This window comes from Pedobacter caeni, assembly GCF_900129215.1.
In the GTDB taxonomy this organism is placed as follows: Bacteria; Bacteroidota; Bacteroidia; order Sphingobacteriales; family Sphingobacteriaceae; genus Pedobacter; species Pedobacter caeni.
Window position 1 is genome coordinate 385340 of sequence record NZ_FQUQ01000004.1, and the last position, 22506, is coordinate 407845.

General features: G+C 35.2%; 20 protein-coding genes and 1 tRNA gene. 10 read left to right on the forward strand and 11 right to left on the reverse strand.

What is annotated here, in order from left to right; genetic code table 11:
- Positions 1 to 315: 315 nt before the first annotated feature.
- Complete coding sequence (locus tag BUC20_RS21145) at positions 316 to 1590, reverse strand: hypothetical protein (protein WP_073233035.1); 1275 nt, start codon at positions 1588 to 1590, stop codon at positions 316 to 318.
- 280 nt (positions 1591 to 1870) lie between these two features.
- Between BUC20_RS21145 and BUC20_RS21150 the strand changes: the two genes are divergently transcribed.
- From BUC20_RS21150 to BUC20_RS21160, 3 genes are all read left to right on the forward strand, one after another.
- Positions 1871 to 2434, forward strand: a complete 564-nt coding sequence (locus BUC20_RS21150) for a cyclic nucleotide-binding domain-containing protein (protein ID WP_073233036.1) — start codon at positions 1871 to 1873, stop codon at positions 2432 to 2434.
- Between the two features lie 196 nt (positions 2435 to 2630).
- Positions 2631 to 3086 carry a MauE/DoxX family redox-associated membrane protein gene (locus tag BUC20_RS21155; RefSeq protein ID WP_073233037.1) on the forward strand — a complete coding sequence of 152 codons (456 nt, stop codon included), beginning with the start codon at positions 2631 to 2633 and terminating at the stop codon, positions 3084 to 3086.
- 142 nt (positions 3087 to 3228) lie between these two features.
- On the forward strand, positions 3229 to 3546 hold the full coding sequence (locus tag BUC20_RS21160) for a hypothetical protein (RefSeq protein WP_073233038.1): 318 nt from the start codon (positions 3229 to 3231) through the stop codon (positions 3544 to 3546).
- A gap of 42 nt (positions 3547 to 3588) precedes the next feature.
- Here the strand turns inward: BUC20_RS21160 and BUC20_RS21165 are convergent, their stop codons facing one another.
- Genes BUC20_RS21165 through BUC20_RS21175 form a run of 3 tightly spaced genes read right to left on the reverse strand, consistent with a single transcriptional unit; the run spans position 3589 to position 9521 of the window.
- Positions 3589 to 4917 (reverse strand): RagB/SusD family nutrient uptake outer membrane protein, encoded by a 1329-nt coding sequence (locus tag BUC20_RS21165; RefSeq protein ID WP_073233039.1) that lies wholly within the window; start codon positions 4915 to 4917, stop codon positions 3589 to 3591.
- Positions 4918 to 4932: 15 nt separating this feature from the next.
- Positions 4933 to 8142 carry a SusC/RagA family TonB-linked outer membrane protein gene (locus tag BUC20_RS21170; RefSeq protein ID WP_073233040.1) on the reverse strand — a complete coding sequence of 1070 codons (3210 nt, stop codon included), beginning with the start codon at positions 8140 to 8142 and terminating at the stop codon, positions 4933 to 4935.
- An 8-nt stretch (positions 8143 to 8150) separates the two neighbouring features.
- Complete coding sequence (locus BUC20_RS21175) at positions 8151 to 9521, reverse strand: TlpA family protein disulfide reductase (protein WP_073233041.1); 1371 nt, start codon at positions 9519 to 9521, stop codon at positions 8151 to 8153.
- A 460-nt stretch (positions 9522 to 9981) separates the two neighbouring features.
- Between BUC20_RS21175 and BUC20_RS21180 the strand changes: the two genes are divergently transcribed.
- Entirely contained in the window at positions 9982 to 10503 is a 522-nt protein-coding gene (locus tag BUC20_RS21180) for a helix-turn-helix transcriptional regulator (RefSeq protein WP_073233042.1), read from the forward strand.
- Here BUC20_RS21180 and BUC20_RS21185 read toward each other — a convergent pair.
- The 4 genes from BUC20_RS21185 to BUC20_RS21200 all read right to left on the reverse strand — a co-directional run bounded on the left by BUC20_RS21185 (position 10500) and on the right by BUC20_RS21200 (position 14826).
- The gene (locus tag BUC20_RS21185) at positions 10500 to 11384 is read right to left on the reverse strand and encodes a nucleotidyltransferase domain-containing protein (RefSeq protein WP_073233043.1); all 885 of its coding nucleotides are present in this window, start codon (positions 11382 to 11384) and stop codon (positions 10500 to 10502) included. The two genes, BUC20_RS21180 and BUC20_RS21185, sit on opposite strands and share 4 nt — an antisense overlap.
- A 74-nt stretch (positions 11385 to 11458) precedes the next feature.
- On the reverse strand, positions 11459 to 13168 hold the full coding sequence (locus tag BUC20_RS21190; protein ID WP_073233044.1) for a HEPN domain-containing protein: 1710 nt from the start codon (positions 13166 to 13168) through the stop codon (positions 11459 to 11461).
- A 61-nt stretch (positions 13169 to 13229) separates the two neighbouring features.
- A complete protein-coding gene (locus BUC20_RS21195) occupies positions 13230 to 14159 on the reverse strand; it encodes a hypothetical protein (RefSeq protein ID WP_073233045.1) in 930 nt (309 codons plus the stop codon).
- A 10-nt stretch (positions 14160 to 14169) separates the two neighbouring features.
- On the reverse strand, positions 14170 to 14826 hold the full coding sequence (locus BUC20_RS21200) for a hypothetical protein (protein WP_073233046.1): 657 nt from the start codon (positions 14824 to 14826) through the stop codon (positions 14170 to 14172).
- Between the two features lie 226 nt (positions 14827 to 15052).
- On the opposite strand from BUC20_RS21200, the gene BUC20_RS21205 reads away from it, so the two are divergent.
- Both BUC20_RS21205 and BUC20_RS33760 read left to right on the forward strand, forming a co-directional pair.
- On the forward strand, positions 15053 to 15295 hold the full coding sequence (locus BUC20_RS21205) for a helix-turn-helix domain-containing protein (RefSeq protein WP_073233047.1): 243 nt from the start codon (positions 15053 to 15055) through the stop codon (positions 15293 to 15295).
- Between the two features lie 456 nt (positions 15296 to 15751).
- Complete coding sequence (locus tag BUC20_RS33760) at positions 15752 to 15940, forward strand: hypothetical protein (protein ID WP_143166867.1); 189 nt, start codon at positions 15752 to 15754, stop codon at positions 15938 to 15940.
- Positions 15941 to 16033: 93 nt separating this feature from the next.
- Here BUC20_RS33760 and BUC20_RS21215 read toward each other — a convergent pair whose 3' ends face one another.
- Complete coding sequence (locus BUC20_RS21215; protein ID WP_073233049.1) at positions 16034 to 16693, reverse strand: TetR/AcrR family transcriptional regulator; 660 nt, start codon at positions 16691 to 16693, stop codon at positions 16034 to 16036.
- A gap of 238 nt (positions 16694 to 16931) precedes the next feature.
- Here BUC20_RS21215 and BUC20_RS21220 point away from each other — a divergent pair, with 238 nt between their 5' ends.
- A complete protein-coding gene (locus BUC20_RS21220; protein WP_073233050.1) occupies positions 16932 to 17534 on the forward strand; it encodes a hypothetical protein in 603 nt (200 codons plus the stop codon).
- A 357-nt stretch (positions 17535 to 17891) separates the two neighbouring features.
- On the opposite strand, the gene BUC20_RS21225 is transcribed toward BUC20_RS21220, so the two are convergent.
- Both BUC20_RS21225 and BUC20_RS21230 read right to left on the reverse strand, forming a co-directional pair.
- Positions 17892 to 19193 (reverse strand): site-specific integrase, encoded by a 1302-nt coding sequence (locus BUC20_RS21225; RefSeq protein WP_073233051.1) that lies wholly within the window; start codon positions 19191 to 19193, stop codon positions 17892 to 17894.
- Positions 19194 to 19375: 182 nt separating this feature from the next.
- A tRNA-Ile gene (locus BUC20_RS21230) sits at positions 19376 to 19449 on the reverse strand.
- A 437-nt stretch (positions 19450 to 19886) separates the two neighbouring features.
- On the opposite strand from BUC20_RS21230, the gene BUC20_RS21235 reads away from it, so the two are divergent.
- The 3 genes from BUC20_RS21235 (at position 19887) to BUC20_RS21245 (ending at position 22492) form a co-directional block, all read left to right on the forward strand.
- Positions 19887 to 20522 carry an HAD family hydrolase gene (locus BUC20_RS21235; RefSeq protein ID WP_073233052.1) on the forward strand — a complete coding sequence of 212 codons (636 nt, stop codon included), beginning with the start codon at positions 19887 to 19889 and terminating at the stop codon, positions 20520 to 20522.
- A 50-nt stretch (positions 20523 to 20572) separates the two neighbouring features.
- Positions 20573 to 20890, forward strand: coding sequence for an Mpo1-like protein (locus tag BUC20_RS21240; protein WP_073233053.1), 318 nt, complete (start codon positions 20573 to 20575; stop codon positions 20888 to 20890).
- Positions 20891 to 20989: 99 nt separating this feature from the next.
- Positions 20990 to 22492: a catalase gene (locus BUC20_RS21245; RefSeq protein ID WP_073233054.1), complete on the forward strand. Its 1503-nt coding sequence runs from the start codon at positions 20990 to 20992 to the stop codon at positions 22490 to 22492.
- The last annotated feature ends 14 nt before the right edge of the window (positions 22493 to 22506 follow it).

Consider the following 22506-nt stretch of genomic DNA (forward strand, 5'->3'; position numbering starts at 1 on the left):
AAAGCGACTATACAAAAAACACAAGGGAGATGAATGGACTGATCAATCACATCATGGCGTGGCGGTTATCTTTTCCTGTGTATAGGTTCTTAGTCGAGCCACTTGTACGAATACGTCTAATTGCCCACGCTTTTTTAATTATGTACGACAATAAAGAATTTATAAATCTGCCAATAAGCGGACTTGAAGTAAGTGATTATTTCAAGGAAAAATCCAAGCAGATGGGTTTTTATACAATTAAAGAAATAACTGATTTAGGATGGGGAAAAGTTCTGAAAATGGATCACTTCTGTTATGACTGGTTCAACGAGTTGGTTAGGCTACTAATGAGCAAAGGTTTATTAGATCTTCTTGAAACGAAATAGCTATAAATCCTGATATCCATGCTTTAAGCTGATCCTTGAAATTTGTATCAATAAAATTTATAAGTAATACTAGCGAGAAGCGTATTCTTTTTACGATACGTGCAGGAACGTCATTTTTTGGGCCAAAGATATTTCTCATATACTGCGGTGATGGTTTTTTTGTACGCGCAGTTCTAATATGTCTTTCCGTAAATGTGTAGAGGTTAGATTTAAACTTGGTTTTGATAACATGCGATTCAAGCATTATCCTGATCAGGAAGAAAAGCTCTTCCAGTGTTGCATTAATTTCAAAATAAAGGTTGGGAATTAGGCCATTCTTTGTGTTTTGGAAATTGGGAAAATGAACAGCTCTCATGCGTTCTATAGTTTCCAATTCCCTCCTGATAGAGCCGCTTATCGATTGGCCAATTGGCATTACATCTTTATTATAGCCATGTTTGCATTCAGGTCGAATATTCTCAATAGTTTTCAGTAATGCAAGCAGCTCTAACTCCTGATCTTCATAAGGCATGTTTTGGGATGCCACTTTTGCCGAATATTCCAGCATAAACTCATAAAATGCAAGTGGGTTGAAATCATATCCTATGAGCAACTTTATAAGTTTTAAAGTATTATCTCCTTCCTTTGGTAAATTGGTCAGCGAATTTAATTCGTTCGCAAGGATGACCATATAGTTAAACTGATGCCAATCTTTTATTTTCGGGTTACTGGTATAGTAAAGGAGCCCCAGGTACTCTGTGACAATTTCAATCAAGCTATAGTCAACATTGCCTTGCTGTAAATTCCAAATGATCAGGTTACTTTGACTTCGTGCTCCTACATTGTTATGTATTTTCCAAAGTGGAATATCCGCAGTGAAGTCAAAATATTCTGAATGAATATTTTGGAGGAAATCTAAAACCTCGATTGTTTCGGGGCCAATTTCCCCAAATAGATTGATACTTTTTAACAGAGAAGCGCAATCAGTCGTTTCATTCTTTTTGAATAAAACAAAAATATCGTTTGAAAATGTAGTCAAATTCTTTTGCAGGCCCTTTATGAATATAGAGAGCTTATCGGATGTATCGTGTTCTTCTATTTGCTCTTCAAGGCTTTCTCGAAAAGCGCTCCAATTAGTTCTTAATAATGTCGCGTGGTTTTCATCAATGCCATTTGCAAAATCGAGGTTTTTGAGTTCACCTAAAATTTCGGTAAAACTTCTTAGTTGTAAGATTAATTTTAGCAAAACAGTTTCCTTTCACAATGTTTTCTTAAGCGTTAGACATCTTTACTCAACCAGCCAATATAGACATGCCTTAAATATTTGGAATGACTTTTAGTTTTGTATTAGTAAATATCACAAAAATGTGGAAAAATTGAAAATTTATTTTTGTCAGGAAAAATCACTGTATAAACCATAAAGAAGCCACATATTTTAACAATATGACACTTTTCCAAAAGGATTATGTCATGTATTTTTTTAATTAAATGTTTGTTAATTGCCAAATAATTAACGATCATTTAACATGGATGCTCTAATAACGAAACTAGAATCGCTTAATACAGCTACAAAAAGTACTGTTGATCTGCTAAAGACACTCTTTATTAAAACAGAGTTTAAAAAGGGATGGATGTTCGGGAATGGCACCTGGCAATCTGTGCCAATGTTATATTATATTTCATATGGGCTCGTTAGGGGATCTGTTGAATTAAAAGAGGAAAGTTATACCCTTTGGATGCTCGAAAATGGATTTTTAATTCCAAGTAATGGATTTCTTTCCAAAAGGGGTATGTCCGAAATCATCGAGTTTTTGAGACCTACGCAAGCTTATGTACTAAATCTTATGCGGGCAGAAAAACTGGCTAAGGACGATTTAAACCTATATAAGATGCTTTTAGAAATATATGAAGAAAACCTTTTAGATGGCCGAAGAAGGGAATTAATGTTACGTATTTCCAATGCAAAGAACCGATTAGACTTTTTTAAATTACATAATCCCGAACTTGAAAAAGTAATGACCGATGAACACTTAGCACAAATGCTCAGGATAGATAAAAAATATTACTATAGCGTTAAAAAGGCTCACTAAAGAAATTTCATATTTTCTCTTCTTTTTTTACCAGGGTTCTCTTAATCTTATTGTATACCAATTTTGGTGTCTTTTCACACAAAATAGATGTTAGATTTCTGATCCTAAAAAGGTTAGAAATATTCCTAAAGTTTTCTTTTTCGCCTATAGTTTTCCGGTCATTCGTCTTCTAATTTTACCTATCAGCTAATCAGATATGAAAAAGGAAAACATTTTGACCATCATTACTGCAATTATTGCAGTGCTTTTCTTCTATGCAGCTTTTAGTAAGCTAATAGATTATGATAAGTCAATCGACCAGATGCATAATCAGATTTTTCCATCTTTTATTTCTTCAATTTTAACCTGGTTAATACCAACCCTAGAAATAATATTAATGTTGGGACTTCTTTTTCCGACTACTAGAATAAAGGCATTACTGGCCTCCTTGATTTTGTTAATCATTTTTACACTTTATATAGCAGTAGCAATGACCGGAGCATTTGGTAGGATACCTTGTAGCTGCGGTGGAATTTTAGAGAATATGAGTTATGGTACCCACCTCATTTTTAATTTAATATTTATTGCATTAGCTATTGTAGGACTAATAATAGAAAACAATAAATGGTATAACTTTTTTAAACGAAAGGAGCATATAAATCAATATAAATGAAAACTTTAAAACAGGACGAAAGGCCTACCTGTAACATTAGATACAATCATATTAATTTGATAACGAAATTGGGGCTTCTAGGATTTCAATATCACAACGGTTTTACCACAGACATTACGATAGAACCACAAATATTAAGAACATGAATAAATTATTCAATGCGCTAAAAAGCGTCAACAAATTCGGTTTAATAGCAATTATGCTAGTTGCATTGGCAACTATGGCATTCACACCGTCTAAAAAAACAATTGCTCAAAAGTACGGGTATAACCAAGTTACTGAGAGGTGGGTTCTAATTGAGGGAAAAACAATGGACAACTCTAATACTCCAGCTCCTAGTACATACAGATGTGACTTGAGTACAGAGACCTGTAGCGGTCTTTTTAGCACCCCACCTACTGATGGTTCATCTATTCCAGATGCTGGGACAAAAGTACCTGGAGATTTTTCGCTAAACTAAAATCAATAAATGGGTGTCCAAAATTGAACACCCATTTATCTACTATCTTGGATTTTGCTCTATTCCATTACCTAATTCAGTATTGGGTAATAAAAAGGTATATTTTGGACTGTTAGGTAAAAGCACAATTTCTGCTTGGTCCCTTTTTCGTTTTAATGTTACAGCTGTAAGCGGTTCTTGGTTTAATCTTCTAAGATCTGTCCACCTTATGCCTCTGGCTACCAATTCCTTTTTTCTTTCTAAAAGTATTTTGTTCAATAGTTCTGTTTGGCTCAGTCCCTGTACAGGCACAAAAGTTCCTGTTTTGTATCGCCTTACTAGAAGAAAATTGAGGTCTTCTCCTGCTACATCCAATTTCCCTAATCTACAAGCACTTTCGGCACGAACAAGAAAAACTTCGTCATTAGCTATGCCTACGTATCCTCTAAACCGCCCATTCGAGGGGATAAAATATAACGCTTTTCTAAGATCCCCTTGTTCATAAGCACTTGTCAAATCATCACTAAACTTTACTACCGTAGAACGAACAAAAGCATAAGATAAGTTCTCGCTATTATAAGATACTTCTGGATTTCCATTAGGTAAGGTTGCTGGAAATGGATTGGATGCTGTTGCATCCAAACTGTTGTAATCTATTAGGTTATTATTAATAGACAAGCTTGCTTCTGCATAATCAAAAGCATTTCGATAATTCTGTTTGGTCAAATAAACCCTGGCAAGAAGTGAAAAACAAGCCCATTTGCTTGGCCTTGACTTAAAACTTGCAATTAGAGGTAAAAGTTCTGCGCTGGTTTTTAGATCACTTGCTAACTGAATATAAAATTGTTCAAGTGTTCCTCGGCCTGGCCTTTTATTTACATCAGATGATAAGGGCATAGGGATAGCGGGAATTGTCGTAGCTGTTTCCATATTATATGGTTGTGCAAAAAGTTGAACAAGATTGTAAAACGCAAATGAACGGACAAACAGTGCGCTTCCTTTTATATTATCATATCGTGCTGGATCAATATTCCTGTCCAATTTCTCCAAGCCATCCAATATAATATTGGCATAAAAAACCTGCTTATATGGTGTATCCCAATCGGCAATAACAGTAGCAGCTTGGTATATATCATCAGCCCAATAATAAGCGTTGCTCTGTAAAATGTTCAATCCAGTCCCATTATTGGTCACTGTATATTCGTCACCAGCTATGATGTTTAGTGCTGGATTTACATTAAAAACAATGTTATTGTCAAGTAAGGCTTGAAAATCATTTAATGTGGTCGGAACCAAAAGTGCCTTATTGGGTTTTTTATCAAGGAAATCCTTTTCGCATCCTGCAAAAAAGATTGTTAGAGAAACTCCTATAATTATTAGTGCTTTTTTCATTTTGTGATTGTTTTATTAAAAATCGATTTTCATACCAAGAGAAATTGTACGTGGAAGTGGAGCCAATTGATAATCAGGATCAATATTGCTTTTTGTTGCCTTCCATAAAATCCCAAGATTATTAGCATATATGTATAATTGAACGTTTCTAACTGGCAGTTTTGTCATTTCAGATCTTGACAGGTTGTAGCTTAAGTTTACATCCTGTAACCTGATGTGATCTCCCTTATCAACCAAGATTTCAGACCTCCCATAAAAGCTGTCTCTGTTAGTGTTTGGTATCTGTGGAATAGATGGAACCTGGCTTTTCTGCTCATCTCCTGGTTGTTGCCACCTTAAATAATAATCTCCGTGTGATCCAAGACCGTAAGTGTCACTATATACCACAGAACGCCGCCTGAAATAATATCGTAAACGGTAATTAATGCTTATAGAAAGTGAAAGATTGTTCCATGATATATTATTCCTAATAGCACCAAAAAATAACGGTCTTGCTCTTCCATTGAATTTAAGGTCGGATGCTGTAGTCTGTCCAATTATTTTTGCATAGTCTGAACTTACTGAGCCATCATGCAAATATCCTAGTGGGTTTCCATTTGTAGGGTCAAGACCTGCCCATTTGTAGCTATAGATTGCATAAAGTGGTTTACCTAATTGAGGAGTATTTAAAGAAGTAAGAAACTGGCTCACTACTCCATCAACTTTGTAATCGGTTACCTTATCAGAAGCATATGTAAATAGGTAGTCTGTAGACCATTTGAAATTCCTGTTTAGGTTTTTGGTATAGAGATTTGCTTCAATGCCATTTCCTTTAATATCGGCATTATTCCCCTTAAAAGAACTTATGCCAGTGTAGTGAGGAAATGTGGTTTCCCCAATAAGATCAGTTCCATTCTTTGCGTAGTATTCTATACTTCCTCCAACCGTACCTTCGAATAATTTAAAATCTACACCGAAGTTTGCAGTTGAAATTTTCTCCCATCTCAACTCTGGATTTGGAGGGTTAATTATATTTGCATAAGGTTGTTTTGTTATAATATCATTGCCATTATAGTACATGGCGGTAGTATAAGCAGAAAGAGATTTATCAATATTACCGCTATACCCATAAGTGGTTCTAATGCGAAGATATGGCAGCCATGTTAAATTATAAATGGTCTCCTTAGATATTTCCCAACTGGCCCCTACAGACCAAAGAGGTACACCTTTTTGATTGGGATTTACCCCAAAAAGATTTGATTTGTCGATCCTTCCACTTACAGACAAAATGATTCTTCCATCAAAAGTATATGCAATATTAGAGTAATAAGATAGATACCGATCTGTAAGTTCTTGTCTGTTGTCTCTATTTGGTATAAGATTGTTATTGGATTGAGGGTAAACAAAATTACCGTATGTATGCACATAGTCAACTCCTTTGCCTGCGGCATGTTCACTATCATAACCATAAAATCGGTATGAATTTCCAATAATATTCAAATCTCTAATTTCAGCACCAGCCAAAGCATTTAAAAAATGTTTATCTCCAAACCCTTTATTATATGTTAGTTGAGTACGTATATTGTTCTTAATTGAAGATTGTTCAGTGTTATCTAATATGCCACCTAATGGTACAGGTCGTTCAATTGGCGAATTCGGTTTAATGATAGTAAATTCATTTATAAGATTTCTTGAATAATAACTATCTGCACTATTCAGGTTTTCAGATTTTGAAATTGTTTTACCGTATTGGTATTGCAAAGAAACATCGAGCTCTTTTATTATATTATATCTGGCCTCTGTATTGATAAGATAATCAAATGAGTTTACAAAATTGTTTGAAAGATTTAATTCCTGTAATGGTCTATAATTCCAATCTAAAAGTCCAATTCCATTCATTGAAAGTTCGTTAATATAGTTTGTTCTGTAATTCCTGGCAATAGGAAATGGAATACCATTGGCATCGGCCAAATGCGCATAAGGATATATTTCTGTACCCTGTAAGCCAAGGCTTGTAATACCAGGGTTATTTTGATTAGTTCTACTATTGGTGTATAAAATATTTGCAGACACATCTAACTTATTTTTTAGCAGGCTGAAGGAATTTCCAATGTTAAGTGTCAAACGATCGAAGTCGTTACCCTTTAAGTTTGAAAAATTTTTATCGTAACCTGATGAAATGAAGTATCTATGATACTGGCCACCACCCTTTAAGCTAATACTGTATTGCTGGTTTAAACTTTGTCTTTGTAAATATTTATCATAATCGTTGCGGACATCAAATTCTTTTAGCTTTTCAAGCTGGCTGTTAGCATCTGTTTCACTGATTTTGCCATCACGTTTGGCAATAAGGAGTTCAACTACAGGTGTAAGTGGTTGTTTTGTAACTGAAGTTTCGATTGCATTGTAATATCCCTGTGTAAACAATTTTTGTTCAGTTTCTATATAGTCTGATGATGTCATTTGAGGTATATAAAACAAATTTGGTTTTGCTCCAACAGTTAAATTTGAATTAATGGAAATTTGCGTAGGCTGATTTAGTAATCCTTTCTTCGTAGTTATCACAATTACCCCATTTCCTGCTCTTGCTCCCCAAATAGAAGCAGCAGCGGCATCTTTAAGAACAGTAATATTTTCAACATCATTTGGATTTATATTACTTATGTCTCCATCATAGGGAAAATTGTCCAGAACAATTAAAGGCTGATCGTTGGCATTTATAGTATTTTGCCCTCTTATACTAATGCTGTTAGTTTTAGAACTACTTTCACGATTAAAAATTAAACCAGGTACTGCGTCATTAAGGCGTGAAAGTACATCCGTGCTGATCCGCCTGTTTAGCAATTTGTTATCTATCTGTGCAAATGAACCTGTAGCTCTTTCCTTTGGAACCCTTTGGTATCCGGTAGAAAAGACAGTTACCTCACTTAGCTGTTCTACACTTGATTTTAGCCTTATAACGAGCGTTTTGGTTGCATTTTCAGGTTTTATCTCTAATTTAAAATCTACATAACCAACATATTTTGCTGTTAAGGTTTCCCCATTCTCTACATTGATAGTAAACTTTCCCTCATTATCAGTCAGCGATACATGAGCATTTTTATTTGTTGTTATAGAAACTTTTTCAATCGGAAGATTTGTCGACTCTGAAACTACTTTGCCTGTTATCCTGTATTGTGCAAAAACGCACGGGGCAATAGTAAAAAATGCCAGTTGCAATATTGTTATATAAAGATACTTATTCATGATTTCAATTATTTTACTGTTAGTCCGGGAGCATCTTTGATTACCAATATTTCTATTGGTGCTTCTGATTTTTCAAAAGCGAGGTCATAGCGCATAAGCGCCTTGTTTATGGAATCGATGTTACTAAGGTTCGCATCAAGTTCAATGTCAACCTTTCCCAAATAGCCCGTTCCATCGATAATAGGATATGGGCATTTTTGTTGGTAGATCATGTTTAGTTGGCTTATTAATTGGATCAGATAGGTATTTACCATTTTACATCCATTGTGACTAAACGAAGCAGAATAGGGTTGACCAATGGTTCCTATTTTATCGACCTCTGAAGTTCTTTTAAGAATGTAGACCTCTTTATTACGTTTTTCTATAACAGCCCTATATTTCGGAAATAGTTTACGCAGGTCATCTCGCATAAACTCATAAATATTTTTCGCAAACTCTGGTTCTACATTTAGTTCATAACAAAAGCCATTACCATTCTCTAGCCATTTACGATATGCAGTGCCTTTTAATTTACTGTTTATTAGGTTACTATCAATTGTTTCAATTACAAGCCTATTTTTAGATAATATAAATTTGTCTCTTAACGCAGTATCATAAAGCAATAGTAAAGGACAATTGAGTATTGTAATTTTTTTTCCAGCAATGCTGTCAATAGATACATCCATAATCGGGGTAAGTCCAGGAATATATTTAGTTAGAGTAGATGAATACGCTGTCACGATATCAACATCGCTTAGGTTTGCGCGCAGTGACTTTTTAATATCGTAAGGTCTGTATTCGTCCTTTTTTTGCTGTAAAGTTGTTCCTTTTGACAAAAAACTCTTAATGGCTGTTTCGTTAACTTCTTGGTAGCTCGTTATTGCAGCGACATTGCCTGATGCGCCAATCCAAACATAATGTGGAAGATAAATGTGCGGGAAAAGCCTATGCAATTCTTTGCTGTCTGTTACTATAGGTAAATTATAATGTTTCTTTTGTTGCTCTTCTAATTTTGAAAGAAATGGCATTGCTACTTTCTCACTTTGATAGGTAACAGAAAGAACCTGTATTTTATCACCAAACTGTTTTTGCAGACTATCCATTTTAGGGATCATAGCAATACATGGACTGCACCAAGTTGCCCAAAAATCAATGATCAGTAGCTTCCCCTTAAAGTCCGAAATCTTCGCAGTTTTCGCTTTGTAATTATGGATATTTGTAATAGTAATATCTGGAACCTGTTGACCAATCTGTATACCTTTTGTAGTAACATCAATAGCTTTACTACTCTGTGCTTTAGCACTATAACACCCAATAATAAGAGTAAATAGATAGATAATTATATATGTGTATTTGTTGGGGAAAGGCAATACCAATCCCATACGATGTATATCGTTCATTTTTTTTGATTAATTTTAGGATTTAATACTAGGTAGCTTTGATTATAAAGATAAAGCAAAGTGACGGCGATCCCCCTGGTTAAGGATGCCGCCACCCGCTATTATTAACTACCTAGTCAGGTGCTTTGATTATAAGCTTATAGCGGTTTTTAATTGAGCAGCATTGCTCAATTCGAACCGTCGGATATAAAGAAACCCAGATCAGCGCAGGTCTCTTTTGCTCATTTCTGAGTTCTGAAAAACCGACTCGTGGATACAAAAGAGTACCTGCGCCCAAAAAGGGTGTTAGTTGAATTTTATTTAACATATCTCAAATTTCTAGCGTTTTTCAGAACCTGGAAACGAGAATATGCTCATTAACATGATGTTACAACACGAATATAACTATTATTACTCAATACTCAAAACTTTCTCTAAAATAACCTTTAATGCGTTTTAAATATTCCATTATTTGTTGACGATGCATAAAAGAGGTATAATACAAAAGGTAGGGGATAATTTATTTTATTTAAAAAAATCTGCTAACGTATCTTTTGAAAAAATTGCATTAGCTACTGATATATCACTTTCGCATGTTAGAAATGCTTGTAGTGGGGAGGCCAATATAACAATCGCATATTTAGAAACTTTTGCAGCCTTTTTTGGGGTGACGGAAGCGGATCTCGTCTCTGAAACTAAAAATTTTCCTTCCAAGGAGAGCTTACAAAAAAACATTCAAAACTATTTACTAGACAAAGGATTCTCAACTACTTTCAATTTTAAAGAGTTAGGTCCAACTTTATTAGTTGAAAATTATCTATTAAATTCTTCAGCTAAGGAACCAGTTTATGCGTTTCAAATTAAGGAAGCTATAAATAACCAACATCAAACAAAATACAAAACAAACGATATTTCTAGAGTTCTAAATAATCTATCAGAACAAGGTCTGCTTACTAAAACAGATACTGGTAATCCGAAAAAACCAAAATACCGTTTAAATTAGGAAGTACTCTCAGAGCGATAGTTTTCAATGCGCTCCAGACACATTTTTTTTGTAATTTCTATCATTTTACCAATACGCAGATTTAGCTCTTGAACATCATGAAGTGAAATCTCATATTCTTTTTTATACTTTCCGCCAATGTAAGCGCGATTCAATAGATCAAACAAATTTCGTTCATAACTATCACGGTATTTGGTCGGAAATATTTGGTCAAGTTCTTCAGAGTAACCTTTTACTGATCTTCTGTATTTCAATAGGTTATGTAGCTTTGGTTTATTCCCAGTATACACTAACAAAATTGTACTGTACAAAGATTCAATTGTATTAAACAAATTCCAGGCAGTTAAACTCTGCCGTGTATTCCTTTCAATGTTTCTCTGTAATGAGTTCTGAGCACTTGCATAATGTTCTTCAGCATTGAAAAGCCAATAGTCATAATACTCAACTGAATTTTGTAACATTTGAGCCATTGATATAGGTTTTGGTTCTCTTAAAGTTGTTTCACCTAAATCGTATAATAAAATTCCCTCATTATAAACAGGCACCATAAAATAGTCGCCCTTCTCCAAAAGTTGATTAATATGGTCTATGTCATACATGAAAAAGTTAATATCTGGTCTAACTTTTAACCTTTTCTCCAACTCATTTTCCAGTTCAAACTCTTTAACGTTTGTTTTATTAGTGATTATGATTAAGTCATAATCACTAATATAGTAGTACTTAATCCCGCCTTTTATGTAAACGTCTTCGACGTAAGCATTTTTCACATAGCTTCCATAAAGAATAATCTTGTCTGGATTAACAAATTCTTTAATAACTTCTATGATGCTATTAATCTCATTTATCTTAGCTTCTGGCAAATCCGGGAGAGTTATTTTCATACCATAAAGATACAGAATTGGTCACAGAAAATAAAGGAGACCCATTTTTGGAGCTAAAACTGGTAGACCGAAAGTTACAGCTCATATTGTTTCTCCTTCATTTCCTTGATTTTTTTTCTGGCAGCTTCATCGGCTTTTTCTAAAAACAAGTTACACCGTTTTAGTATTATACCTAATTCATTAGAAGAAGCATCGATGTTTCCTGTATAACGCACCTTATTGAAGCTATCCGTAAGTGTCGAGAAAAGTTCTAAATCTTCAATATTTGTTCTTGGAAATATTTCCTCTGGGAAACTTAAGAAGCTACAACAAAGATCCATTAAATGACCAAGACTATTTCTATTTGGTTTATAATCAATAAAAACTTGTAATAGGCCAAGGCAAAGCTGTTCTAATCCTTGATTGAACATGGACAGTTGCGCTGGTAGAGATTCACAACTAGACAGGTCATTTGCAGATTCAATAAAGCTTTCAGCATTGTTGTATCTGTTATACCAATCTACCAAAAAACGGTCGAGTTCTTTTTTGGAATATTGCTCAATGTATTGTACTTCGCCAAGGAGTTCTGCAAGATCATCACCATTGGAAAAAAGTGTCAATCCATTTTTTAAAGCGCCAAGCAGAAAACGCTGATGCATTTCCAATCCTTTTTGGACTTGCTTTTTTGTAAGTACAACAAAGGAAAACTTGTCGGTGTTCTGTTCAGAGTTATTCATTCCCTGTAAGTTGTATAATTCCTGTTCAATATTTTCTTCGGTAATAATCAATAAATCATAATGGACATGCATTTTATGCTGGCTTTCATTAAGCAGAAGCATTTTTCTCTCTGCTTCATAAGTTCTTTTGCCAAAACAATATATTCTTTTGGCACCTTTGTGTAAAGCAATTTTTTCAACTATTGAGTTCAAATCATTTTCTGATATTAGTTGGTTTGGAACTGTAATTTCTTCAGCTTTATCTTTTTCTGTTGATGTCCCAGAAATGTGTTTATCCTCAAAAACTTTAAGCATATCTAAATAGATTTGGTTGACCATCTTATAAACAAGTTCCGCTTTCTCTATCGCTAAGACTATTTTCTCTTTTCTTATCTGAAAACCATCTTCATAGCGGACAGCTAAATAGGCATCGTCAAGGTGGCGCATCAATTTATCTTCTTCCGCATTACTTTCGTTAAAAACATTCCCTAAATCTTGCATGTGAGGACGTACACAATCCTGATGAACACGTATTGAATGGGTAACCTTATCTTTGCCTAGTGTAAATAGTTCTATTGCACGATAGGTGATTTCTATCTGTTGGTGAACCATGAAAGCCGTTTGAGGATAATTCCCTTTTTCATAATAGAAAAGGGCACCTTCTTTAATTGCATTTATTTTATCCATTTCCTTTTGGAAGTTCCGTTTAGCCTTGTCCATCAAACTATTAATATCAAAAGCTTCGGGGATTAAAATAAAATCCGATGTAGGATTAGTATAAAGTAAGTTTTCTGGTCTGCACGTGTCATAAAAAAACAGATTTCCTTTTTTGATACCATCTTTTACTATGTATGAAAAGTAGGCTCTGTACCAATAATGAGGATAATCTGCTAAAACCACATTGAAAATGGGAGTTAATTCCGACAAGACTTTGTTTTTTTTATCAGAGATAAGTATAATAAGCCCTGTTCTGGTGTTATTGCCATCGACCTGTTCAATACAGTAAATCCGTTCGATTACTACAAGGCTAGTAAGTCTTGTAATAAGTTCGTCAAGCTGGCCTTTATTTTTTTCTATAGTAGTGTCCATAAGTTATTGTGTTAGGTTAAAATTCTCCAAACCTATTAAGCTGTAGGTTCTGTTACCTTTGTTAATTTTTACTATCAAATAAAGACAGCTTTTTAACAAAAACATCCTTAGCTATATTTATGAGCGTTTGCACTTTGTTGCACAAAATGGAAATATCTAAAACCTCGCTGATGTCAAACCGATCCATTGCTTGGGATTGGTACGCCATGTATAAGCATTCTAGGCTTGATTTGTCAATTATCCCGAACAATTGGGGCATATATAAACAGGCATGCTTTTGAAGCTTAAAGAGATTATGGGTTCCATTAAATGGAAAATGTTCGAATGTCCATAAAATGGTTCTAAATATCTGTTCCAATGATTGGTGAATCATAAGTGCCGATAGATTTAGCATGTTTTTTTCTTCACATTCAATCGCTCTTTCTAAAGTGTCTTGGGTTTTTTCAATACCTTTTTCAAACACATCCTTTGCTATTTTTTTAATTTCGGTTAAGACCTCTTGCGGTGTTTGAAGTAAACGGTACATAGTACCTGAAAAAACCAAGTGCTTTTCTTTGAAATGCGAACTATAATACGGGTGTCCGTCAGTCAGATAACCATCTAATTTTGTTGACGAATGAACGGAAAGAAGCACATTGTTGTTTTGGAAACATGCCACTTTGCTGATCGTTCTTAATGGTTTATCAGATGATAATTTCTTTTCTCTATTAATTACCAGAACAATTTCAGTACTTGCTTTAATGTCATAATCCGTAATAGCTTCATGGTTTAACAAAAACATTCTTTCGGGCTCTACAAGGGCTATTAGCAAATCTAAAATTGGTTTTAGATTTGCTAACTGGTTTCCGATTTGAAGCAGACTACCAATTTGTCTTGTCCAGTTTTCATACTCCAATTCGTTTGATACAGGGCTAAGAAAAATGTGGTTAGTGGTACAGGGGTTCTGATTTGTTATGGCGTAATTTTGATCACCATTATTATATATTGACATACTGACTTTTTTAAGAATGAACTGAATAGTGAATTTTATTTTCGATAGTTCTCATTTGAAGTATATTTTTAGCCATGAGTTCATATATAACCTGCTTTAAAAATCTTGGCCTAAGTATGGGGTTAAAATAGTTAAGTCGGATTTGCTCATAAATATTTAGAGGGTGCCGGGGAGATCTTAAAAAAGAACAATCCAATAAATCGGTGAGAATTGCCCTGAACTCGCTTATCGCATCCACTTGCTGATGTTGTTCAATACGAAATGGTAATTCTTTAAATTTAATAGGCTTGTTTTCCTTTATTCTCTTTTCCTTATCAATAATGATCTGCCAAGGATGTGTAAGAGTATGGCAATAAATACCATCATTGAAAATTCGTGCTCCTTTTATCAATCGTTTTTGTTTAAAACCGTAATCATCCGGTTCAAAATTTAGTGGCGCACTAAATGGCGCTTTATATATGGCAGATAATAGTACTTTATCTTGGTCAGAAATATTACATCCATTCATTTCTTCATATTCGCAATAGAAATATGGATGTTTGCCCATTAGAAAAGATACTTCTTCCTGAGTATAGCCCAAGGCGATACGTGACTTACTGAAGCCAAATCGCATATTAAATTCTTCTTGGCTTACCAGCCCAGAATATCTATGTGTTTGTTCGTTCATACTATGTTGGATTTACTTTCAATAATTTTCATTGTTCTTTTGCTATTAATGAAAAGCTATCGTTGAAAATCCGGATTTTATGTGTCGTCAAAAACGTGTATCATAATACATTTATAATGTTTAACATTATAAATGTAGCGTATAACATTCTATTTTCAAAAATTAAGTCGATTAATTTTTAAACCAGGTTATATTTAATGACTATAACAAGGAAAAAAGACAATAAATGACTGAATTTGGGGAATATTTAGCGAGAAGGTCAGTAAGCAAAGCGCAACTAGCTAGACGCACAGGATTGACTGTATCTAGGATAAATGATTTAACCTTAAAGGATAATGCTAGGCCAATGGGATTTGAAATATATTTAGTTGCATTAGCAATTGAAGCCGATCCTTGGGATATGCTAAAGTCTCTATATGGACATTTAAAACTAAAAGAAACAACTGAGGAAAAAAATGAGGAGGAATAAATGCAACTAAAGTAGGCTGATTTATTGATTACTATATATTTTATGTAACTTTAATATTGAGAGCGTTAATTAACGGGGTAAAGTCAGCTTTGTCTTCCCCCGTTTCTTTTAAACAACGTCTAATTGTTTTTGGGAAAACATAATGCTACAAATAAATTAACCTATCCTTTAACCTCTTTACTTGGTGGATTTACTACCTGCTTATGCTCAATCATAGAAATATATCTAACCTTAAAGTGGTACCCATATCCCTAATCAAAAAAGGTAATATTCTTGTAAATCTAGGCGAAGTCCTTGAGATTGATGAATTTCCAAACCATATTAACCTCATAATTTCTCGTTTGAATGAAAAGCAGGTCGTTAAATTTGAAAAGGAAACATCCTTGATGATAATATAAATGAGGGTATAGTTAAGGAAGTTGATCTATTATAACTTTCCTCTCACGACTTAACAAAATGGACGAATTATACTATTATACCCAATCTGGACTATATTTTTCGCAAGAAATTCAGACCAATCCTCATATTACCATTTTAGATATTGCCTTTAGTTTTTTCTTTGGTGTACTGTTAATAACTGTTTTGACTTTAACTTTAGATCAATGGAGAAAAGAGCATATAAATGAAATGTTAAGAGAGCGTTAATTGGGCGGGGGATTGTATTTTTATATAACCTCCGTCTTTTTCGATACCTTATTGTTTAATAAACGTTTGCCTACCAAATATATCACGGAGCACTTATTTGTGTTTGCTTTTTTTAGCTTGCTCAAACGCTTCATCGATCATCTGGGCAATAGAAGCTTTAATACGCTCCATACCTTCATTTGAATTAAGATCTATTTCGCAAAACTGTTCTTGTTTGCTTTTTCTATATAGCATAAGTAAGTATATTCCTGCTACAAGTAAAGCCGTTCTGGCACGAATATCAATATCTGTGTTTTGAAAATCACTATCCGTTAGTTTGAGAAAAATACTGCCGATTCGCTCTCTTTTTGCACTTATATCTGAAAGCAAGGGGTTATCCTCGCTGAGATGCCACATTAAGATATTTTGCTGCTCCTTATTTATTGAAAAGTTATCTAATTGCCCCAATAATAACTTTTTCATCAGTTCATTGGCATCGCCGTTAGTATATTGTTTCACCAATTTTTCTGCCTGATCTTCATAGGCCAAGTAATAATCTTTTCCTTTAATATAGGTTTCAATAAGTTTATCCACTGTTCCGAAACAATCATATAGTGTCTTCCTATCAACCTTAGCTTTTTCGACTATTTTAGCGATCCGAAGTCCCGTATAACCCTTTTCCTTGATAATTTCGCCTACAGCGGTTAATAGTTTGAGTTTTGTACGTTCTTTGTCCCTAATTGGTCCTGCATATTTCCTGCTTGGTTTGTCCATTTTTTTGACTAATTCCCCAATTAAAATTGCAAATTTTGCAGGAAATATCCAATTGATTTAATACAGTTTAAAAAATAACAGAGAAGATGACTGCTTTATTATTCCCTTTTCAACTCATGAGTTAGAACAAATTATATGCTAAAAGCGGCAAAAACCTCTGTTTTGTATCTTTACTTGATATAAAGTATATTTGATTAATAACTTGTTTCACTGGCAATTACTTAACGTTTTATTATTTATGATGATGTTTCAATCTAAGGGTATTTCAATTGACAGGTCGCAAAGTAAAATACTTGGGATCATCTTGCTATGTATATTTTTCATTAGCAATGTGCATGCACAACTTCCAATAAAGATAGTCAATGGAAAGGTAACTAGAGATGATGGAACTTTTGGGAAATTCCAAATCCAAAAGTATACACCTTTGATCGACAGTTTAAATAAAAATTTAAAGTTAAATCCGAAAGACACCACGAGCCTTTTTATACGTTCAACCCTTTACTTGTTTTCCAATGATGTGCAGTCAAAACCGAACCAGAGAGAGAAAGGTGCTTTGGAAAATCTTATTCTAGCAAAAGACATGGTTGAAAATGCCGTTTCCTATGGTATGCAAGATCTTCGTTTAAAGATTTTGCGGGCTCAGATTTATAGAGAGCTGGTATATAGGTTTACTGGTGACGAATCCTGGATGTTTGACAGTAAACAAACCGCAGTGCGTAGAAAGCAATTTAATAATTATAAGGAGTTAGTGAATAAATACTATCAAGAGTTGGCTCTTTCTGATTCTAGTCGTGCTTACGATTATAATAAGTTAAAAGTAACTGACGTATATCCTTTGTAGACTAGAGTATTTCTATAAGAAAACCCCAAGCCATTTAAAAATAGAATGGGGATTTCAGAATTAAATTGATTTATACGTAATTGTAAAACTGATTATGAAAGGTTACAATTAAACCGATAATCGCCAATATTTAAAGTTATTTTTTTCCAATTCGATAAAGGAATAGCATCCAGACCCCGAATGCAACCAAGAATGCTGGCAAGGGATTTTCCATTGTTGTACCAGCCAAAAAAGCTCCAGTTCCAATTATACAGGTCAGGAAGAACAAAATTAGGTTTTTCATGATGCTCAAATTTAAGATGTTAAATTAATTAAATACACCTGCATGGTTTAGCGTTAAACCACACAAGTGTTTTTTTATGCCACTTCTTTTAGTAATCTTTCTTTCTTCTTTTTTGCAGCAACCTTCATATCTAACCGCCTTAACAAGGTTACAACCTTAATTTGTACATCGTCTACGATATTCCAATCTTTTTCGATATAAATATCGGTTGTACTATGCTCGCTGTCTACATGGTTTAATGCCTGTGCTACATCGTCTCTGCTCATCCTACAGGAATTACGGGCTATAGTCGCAAAACTATGTCTTGCCCAATAGAGTGTAAGTTTTTCTATGTCCGTTATCTTTCTTAGCTGTTTCATTCCCATTCCCAACGCTTTATTTAGACCATTAGAGTCTACATATCGGGTAGAAAGCTTTTCTATGTATTTTTCCAACAATGGTCTGGCTTCATCAATAATTTTGATACTGATAAAGGCATCGTCCTTTCTCTGATCTTCGGTTTTTGATCGGTTATAATCTATTCTTCCGTTTCTAATATTTCTTTTTGTTATATGATAAAAATCTACCGCATTCATCCCGCATAGATAAAACGAAAGCATATAGAGTTCCTTCGCCATTTCTGCCCGGCTTCCTGGTTTTGTTTCGCAATCACGGATGGCCCTTATTTGATCTAAAGTATTGTTTCTCTTTTTTGTTAGGGGAGAAGAACCAATTTTATACTTTTTAAAGGGATAATGCTTTATACGGTAGATGCCAAGGTCTTCATTATTGTACATATTTCGAGCAGCATTAAAAAGTGTTCGCAAATCACGCATGTGATTGAAAAGACCACTATCTGACAAACCTTTGCTTGTTGTTTCTTTGGTGATATTCTTCTGCCCACTTTGACGAATCATTGTTCGCTCACTTCGCAAATAACGCTCATAGGAAACAAGCATATTTGAATTGATTTCCGTTATGGAAACAGCTTCTCTTTTAAAATAGTCAATTAAGCTGTTACGTATTACGCGATGATTATGAGCAGTACCCTTTTTTCCGTCCTTGTCGCTTTGGGCAATGTGTTCTGAGCAAAATTTGATAAAATCTACATCAGCATCTTTTTCGCGTAAATATTCGCTTAAGGATTCGACATTGAAGTAGTTGAGCTTTTCGCCAAGTTCACTAATAATTCTTCGATAGCCTTTGAGTTGTTCATCGACTAGATCATTTACAAAACTGTCCTTGATTTTTAGTTTTGCAGTTAACTGTTTCTTGACTACATAGTGAACAGTATCGAAATACTTTCTTTGGCTTTTGTGATGGACGCAGATTTTCACATTGTAGGTTCCATCTGTTTTTTTGTGGTGTTCAAACACCTTGGCGCTAACGGTTGCCATAATTCTTTTAGGTTAGCACGCAGAACCGTAACTATTTCGTAACGATTTTACGTGGAGTTAAACAAAAAATTATGTAAAACCTGCTTTCAGGGGGATTCCTGAAGGCATAGCTGCTGGCAGTAACCAGCACTAGAAAAAATAATAAAACCGTCCTCAAATTTCTTTGTAGAACGGTTTTATAGTGGGCCCAGCTGGGCTCGAACCAGCGACCAAGAGATTATGAGTCTCCTACTCTAACCAACTGAGCTATAGGCCCGTACGCATTTTTTTGCTACCTGCGTGAGGCAAATCTAAACAAAATTTTTAAGACCTTAACATCTTTTTTTCCCTCAGAAAATTTTCGAAAATTTTCTGAACTTTTTTCAAAACGTCAAGCTTAAAAAGCTTATTTTCAATTCATTAGCCCGTAGATTATGAGTCTTCTACTCTAACCAGCTGAGCTAATGGCCCTGGTCTGTAGTTATTTTCTACAGGCCGCAATATTACAGCTTTTTTTTTATTCCTCAAAATTTCTGTATTAGCTATCTCCTGTCTTTTCTTAAAACCATTGATCTATAACATGATAATTTTTACATGATACAGGTCGACCAAAGCTGAATCCACCTTAAATCCAAATTTTCCCTATTCAACAAATGAATTGATTTTGCGGTTACAATACCTCATCTTTGGAGCGAATTTTGGAAACCGTCTGACATGAAAGAAATAAAAAACATCATTTTTGATTACGGGAATGTAATCTTTGAAATCGACTTCAAAAAAGCGCAGCAAGCATTTGTAGCGCTTGGCATCACCGATATAGAAGCCTTCTTTGCCCATAAAAGTCATCATGATATTTTCAACAACCTGGAAACCGCAGCGATTAGCCCTGCAGAATTCAGAGCAGGAATTCGTGAAGCATCCTCCAATAAAGAGATCACAGACGAACAGATTGACGCGGCATGGAACAGTTTATTGATTGGTGTTCCTCCAAATGTTCATCAAGTCCTGTTAAAAGTAAAGGAGAAATACCGTACGTTTTTGCTGAGTAATAACAATGAAATCCATTACAACTGGATCGTAGACTATTTGAAACGGGAATTCAATATGCCGGATAACAGCAGCTTATTTGAAAAGGCTTATTATTCTCAACAAATGTTTCTGAGAAAGCCTCATGTAGAGATCTTCGAAAAAGTGCTGGCAGAGAACAACCTTGATCCGGAAGAAACCCTGTTTATCGACGATAGTCCGCAACATCTGGTCGGTGCCAAACAAGCTGGCATGCAGACCTTACTAATGACTAAACATCCAAAAGATCTGGAAGAGGTATTAAGGGAGCACCATATATTATAAGGCTTCGTTAAAATATCGTAAATTGCAGGTCTAAATAAAACTCAAATACGATGACGGAAAAAAGGTTCAAAACTCTGAAAGAATTCTATCCATTCTATTTAACAGAGCATAGAAATTTAACCAGTCGTGTATTACATTTTATTGGAACAGGCCTGGTTGTCCTTTCTGTATTTACAGGAATCCTGTTTCATGAATGGCGTTTCATTTTAGCGACGCCATTCCTGGGATATGGTTTTGCCTGGGTAGGGCATTTCTTTTTTGAGAAGAACAAGCCTGCCACTTTTCAGTATCCCCTCTTCAGCCTGGCCAGCGACTTCCTTTTGTTTTGGGACTTACTCACAGGAAATCAGCCATTTAAGGTGAAATAATTTTCCAGCATAGAAAGGCTCTATATCTGTATAGATATTTGGTGTTTGATCCCCAGTCCATTTAGCCATAGTTTTACATCAACACTAAAATCATTGGTTATGGAAAACAACACGAACAAGCGCAAACTAACGACTGCCTCCGGCAGGCCTTATGCTGAGCATGAAAACACACAATCTGTAGGAAGCAGAGGACCTTTATTACTTCAGGACTTTATCCTTCATGAGAAAATGGCTCATTTTAACCGTGAAAGAATCCCTGAACGTGTAGTCCACGCAAAAGGTACCGGGGCCTATGGTACCTTCACGGTTACTCATGACATTACTAAATATACCAAAGCTAAAATCTTCGGTAAAATTGGCAACACCTGTAAAACATTTCTACGCTTCTCTACAGTAGGTGGAGAAAAAGGAAGTGCCGATTCTGAAAGAGACCCACGCGGTTTTGCCCTTAAATTTTATACAGAGGACGGAAACTGGGACCTTGTAGGTAACAACACTCCTATCTTCTTTATAAAAGACCCTAAAAAATTCAGTGATTTCATTCACACACAGAAAAGAGATCCAAGAACAAACCTGAAAAGCCCAACCATGGTGTGGGACTTCTGGTCCTTAAATCCGGAAAGTTTACACCAGGTGGTGATCCTGATGTCAGATCGTGGAACTCCTTACTCTTACCGTCATATGGATGGTTTCGGAAGTCATACTTACTCTTTTATCAATAGTGAAAACGAGCGGGTATGGGTAAAATTCCATTTCAAGACCCAGCAGGGGATTAAAAACTTCACTGGTCCGGAAGCCGATGCCATGCGTACTCAGGATATGGACCATTCTCAACGTGACCTTGTAGAGGCGATTGACCGTGGTGATTTCCCGAAATGGAATGTAAAGATCCAGGTGATGACGGAAGCGGAATCCAAAACTTTCAGATGGAACCCTTTTGACCTGACCAAAATATGGCCTCATGCAGAGTTTCCTTTGATTGATGTAGGTGTACTGGAATTAAACCAAATCCCTAAAAACTACTTCGCTCATGTGGAACAAGCTGCTTTTGCACCTTCCAACACCATAGATGGAGTTGGTTATTCTCCGGATAAGATGCTTCAGGGACGGATATTGTCTTATGCTGATGCTCATCGTTACCGCTTAGGGGTAAACTACGAACAGATCCCTGTAAACAGCTGCCCGTTCCTGGTTGCCAATTACCACCGTGATGGACAAATGCGCATAGATGACAATGGAAACGACGATCCGAACTACTACCCTAACAGCTTTGGGGATGTCATTCCTGACGAAAGCTATAAAGAACCGGCATGGGAACTGGATTCAAATGTTGCAGACTGGTACGACAGAAATGCTGGTCCCGGCGACAATGACCATTATACCCAGCCTGGAGACCTTTACCGCAAAGTATTGAGCCCGGAAGACAAAGTTAATCTGGTCAACAATATTGTAGGTTCAATGAGTGGCATCACCGGTCCTAGAAAAGAACAGATCATCAATTTACAATTGTGTCATTTCTTCAGAGCAGACATTCAGCTTGGAATGGCCATTGCAAAAGGATTGGGTGTGGATATAGATCAGGCTATGGTGAGCAAACACTAAAATTACCCCATAAA

Bases quoted from the DNA above. Each gene is read 5' to 3' on its own strand.
- BUC20_RS21150 (WP_073233036.1), top strand. From the start codon at position 1,871: ATGGATGCTCTAATAACGAAACTAGAATCGCTTAATACAGCTACAAAA.
- BUC20_RS21155 (WP_073233037.1), top strand. From the start codon at position 2,631: ATGAAAAAGGAAAACATTTTGACCATCATTACTGCAATTATTGCAGTG.
- BUC20_RS21160 (WP_073233038.1), top strand. From the start codon at position 3,229: ATGAATAAATTATTCAATGCGCTAAAAAGCGTCAACAAATTCGGTTTA.
- BUC20_RS21165 (WP_073233039.1), bottom strand. From the start codon at position 4,917: ATGAAAAAAGCACTAATAATTATAGGAGTTTCTCTAACAATCTTTTTT.
- BUC20_RS21170 (WP_073233040.1), bottom strand. From the start codon at position 8,142: ATGAATAAGTATCTTTATATAACAATATTGCAACTGGCATTTTTTACT.
- BUC20_RS21175 (WP_073233041.1), bottom strand. From the start codon at position 9,521: ATGAACGATATACATCGTATGGGATTGGTATTGCCTTTCCCCAACAAA.
- BUC20_RS21180 (WP_073233042.1), top strand. From the start codon at position 9,982: ATGCATAAAAGAGGTATAATACAAAAGGTAGGGGATAATTTATTTTAT.
- BUC20_RS21185 (WP_073233043.1), bottom strand. From the start codon at position 11,384: ATGAAAATAACTCTCCCGGATTTGCCAGAAGCTAAGATAAATGAGATT.
- BUC20_RS21190 (WP_073233044.1), bottom strand. From the start codon at position 13,168: ATGGACACTACTATAGAAAAAAATAAAGGCCAGCTTGACGAACTTATT.
- BUC20_RS21195 (WP_073233045.1), bottom strand. From the start codon at position 14,159: ATGTCAATATATAATAATGGTGATCAAAATTACGCCATAACAAATCAG.
- BUC20_RS21200 (WP_073233046.1), bottom strand. From the start codon at position 14,826: ATGAACGAACAAACACATAGATATTCTGGGCTGGTAAGCCAAGAAGAA.
- BUC20_RS21205 (WP_073233047.1), top strand. From the start codon at position 15,053: ATGACTGAATTTGGGGAATATTTAGCGAGAAGGTCAGTAAGCAAAGCG.
- BUC20_RS33760 (WP_143166867.1), top strand. From the start codon at position 15,752: ATGGACGAATTATACTATTATACCCAATCTGGACTATATTTTTCGCAA.
- BUC20_RS21215 (WP_073233049.1), bottom strand. From the start codon at position 16,693: ATGGACAAACCAAGCAGGAAATATGCAGGACCAATTAGGGACAAAGAA.
- BUC20_RS21220 (WP_073233050.1), top strand. From the start codon at position 16,932: ATGATGATGTTTCAATCTAAGGGTATTTCAATTGACAGGTCGCAAAGT.
- BUC20_RS21225 (WP_073233051.1), bottom strand. From the start codon at position 19,193: ATGGCAACCGTTAGCGCCAAGGTGTTTGAACACCACAAAAAAACAGAT.
- BUC20_RS21235 (WP_073233052.1), top strand. From the start codon at position 19,887: ATGAAAGAAATAAAAAACATCATTTTTGATTACGGGAATGTAATCTTT.
- BUC20_RS21240 (WP_073233053.1), top strand. From the start codon at position 20,573: ATGACGGAAAAAAGGTTCAAAACTCTGAAAGAATTCTATCCATTCTAT.
- BUC20_RS21245 (WP_073233054.1), top strand. From the start codon at position 20,990: ATGGAAAACAACACGAACAAGCGCAAACTAACGACTGCCTCCGGCAGG.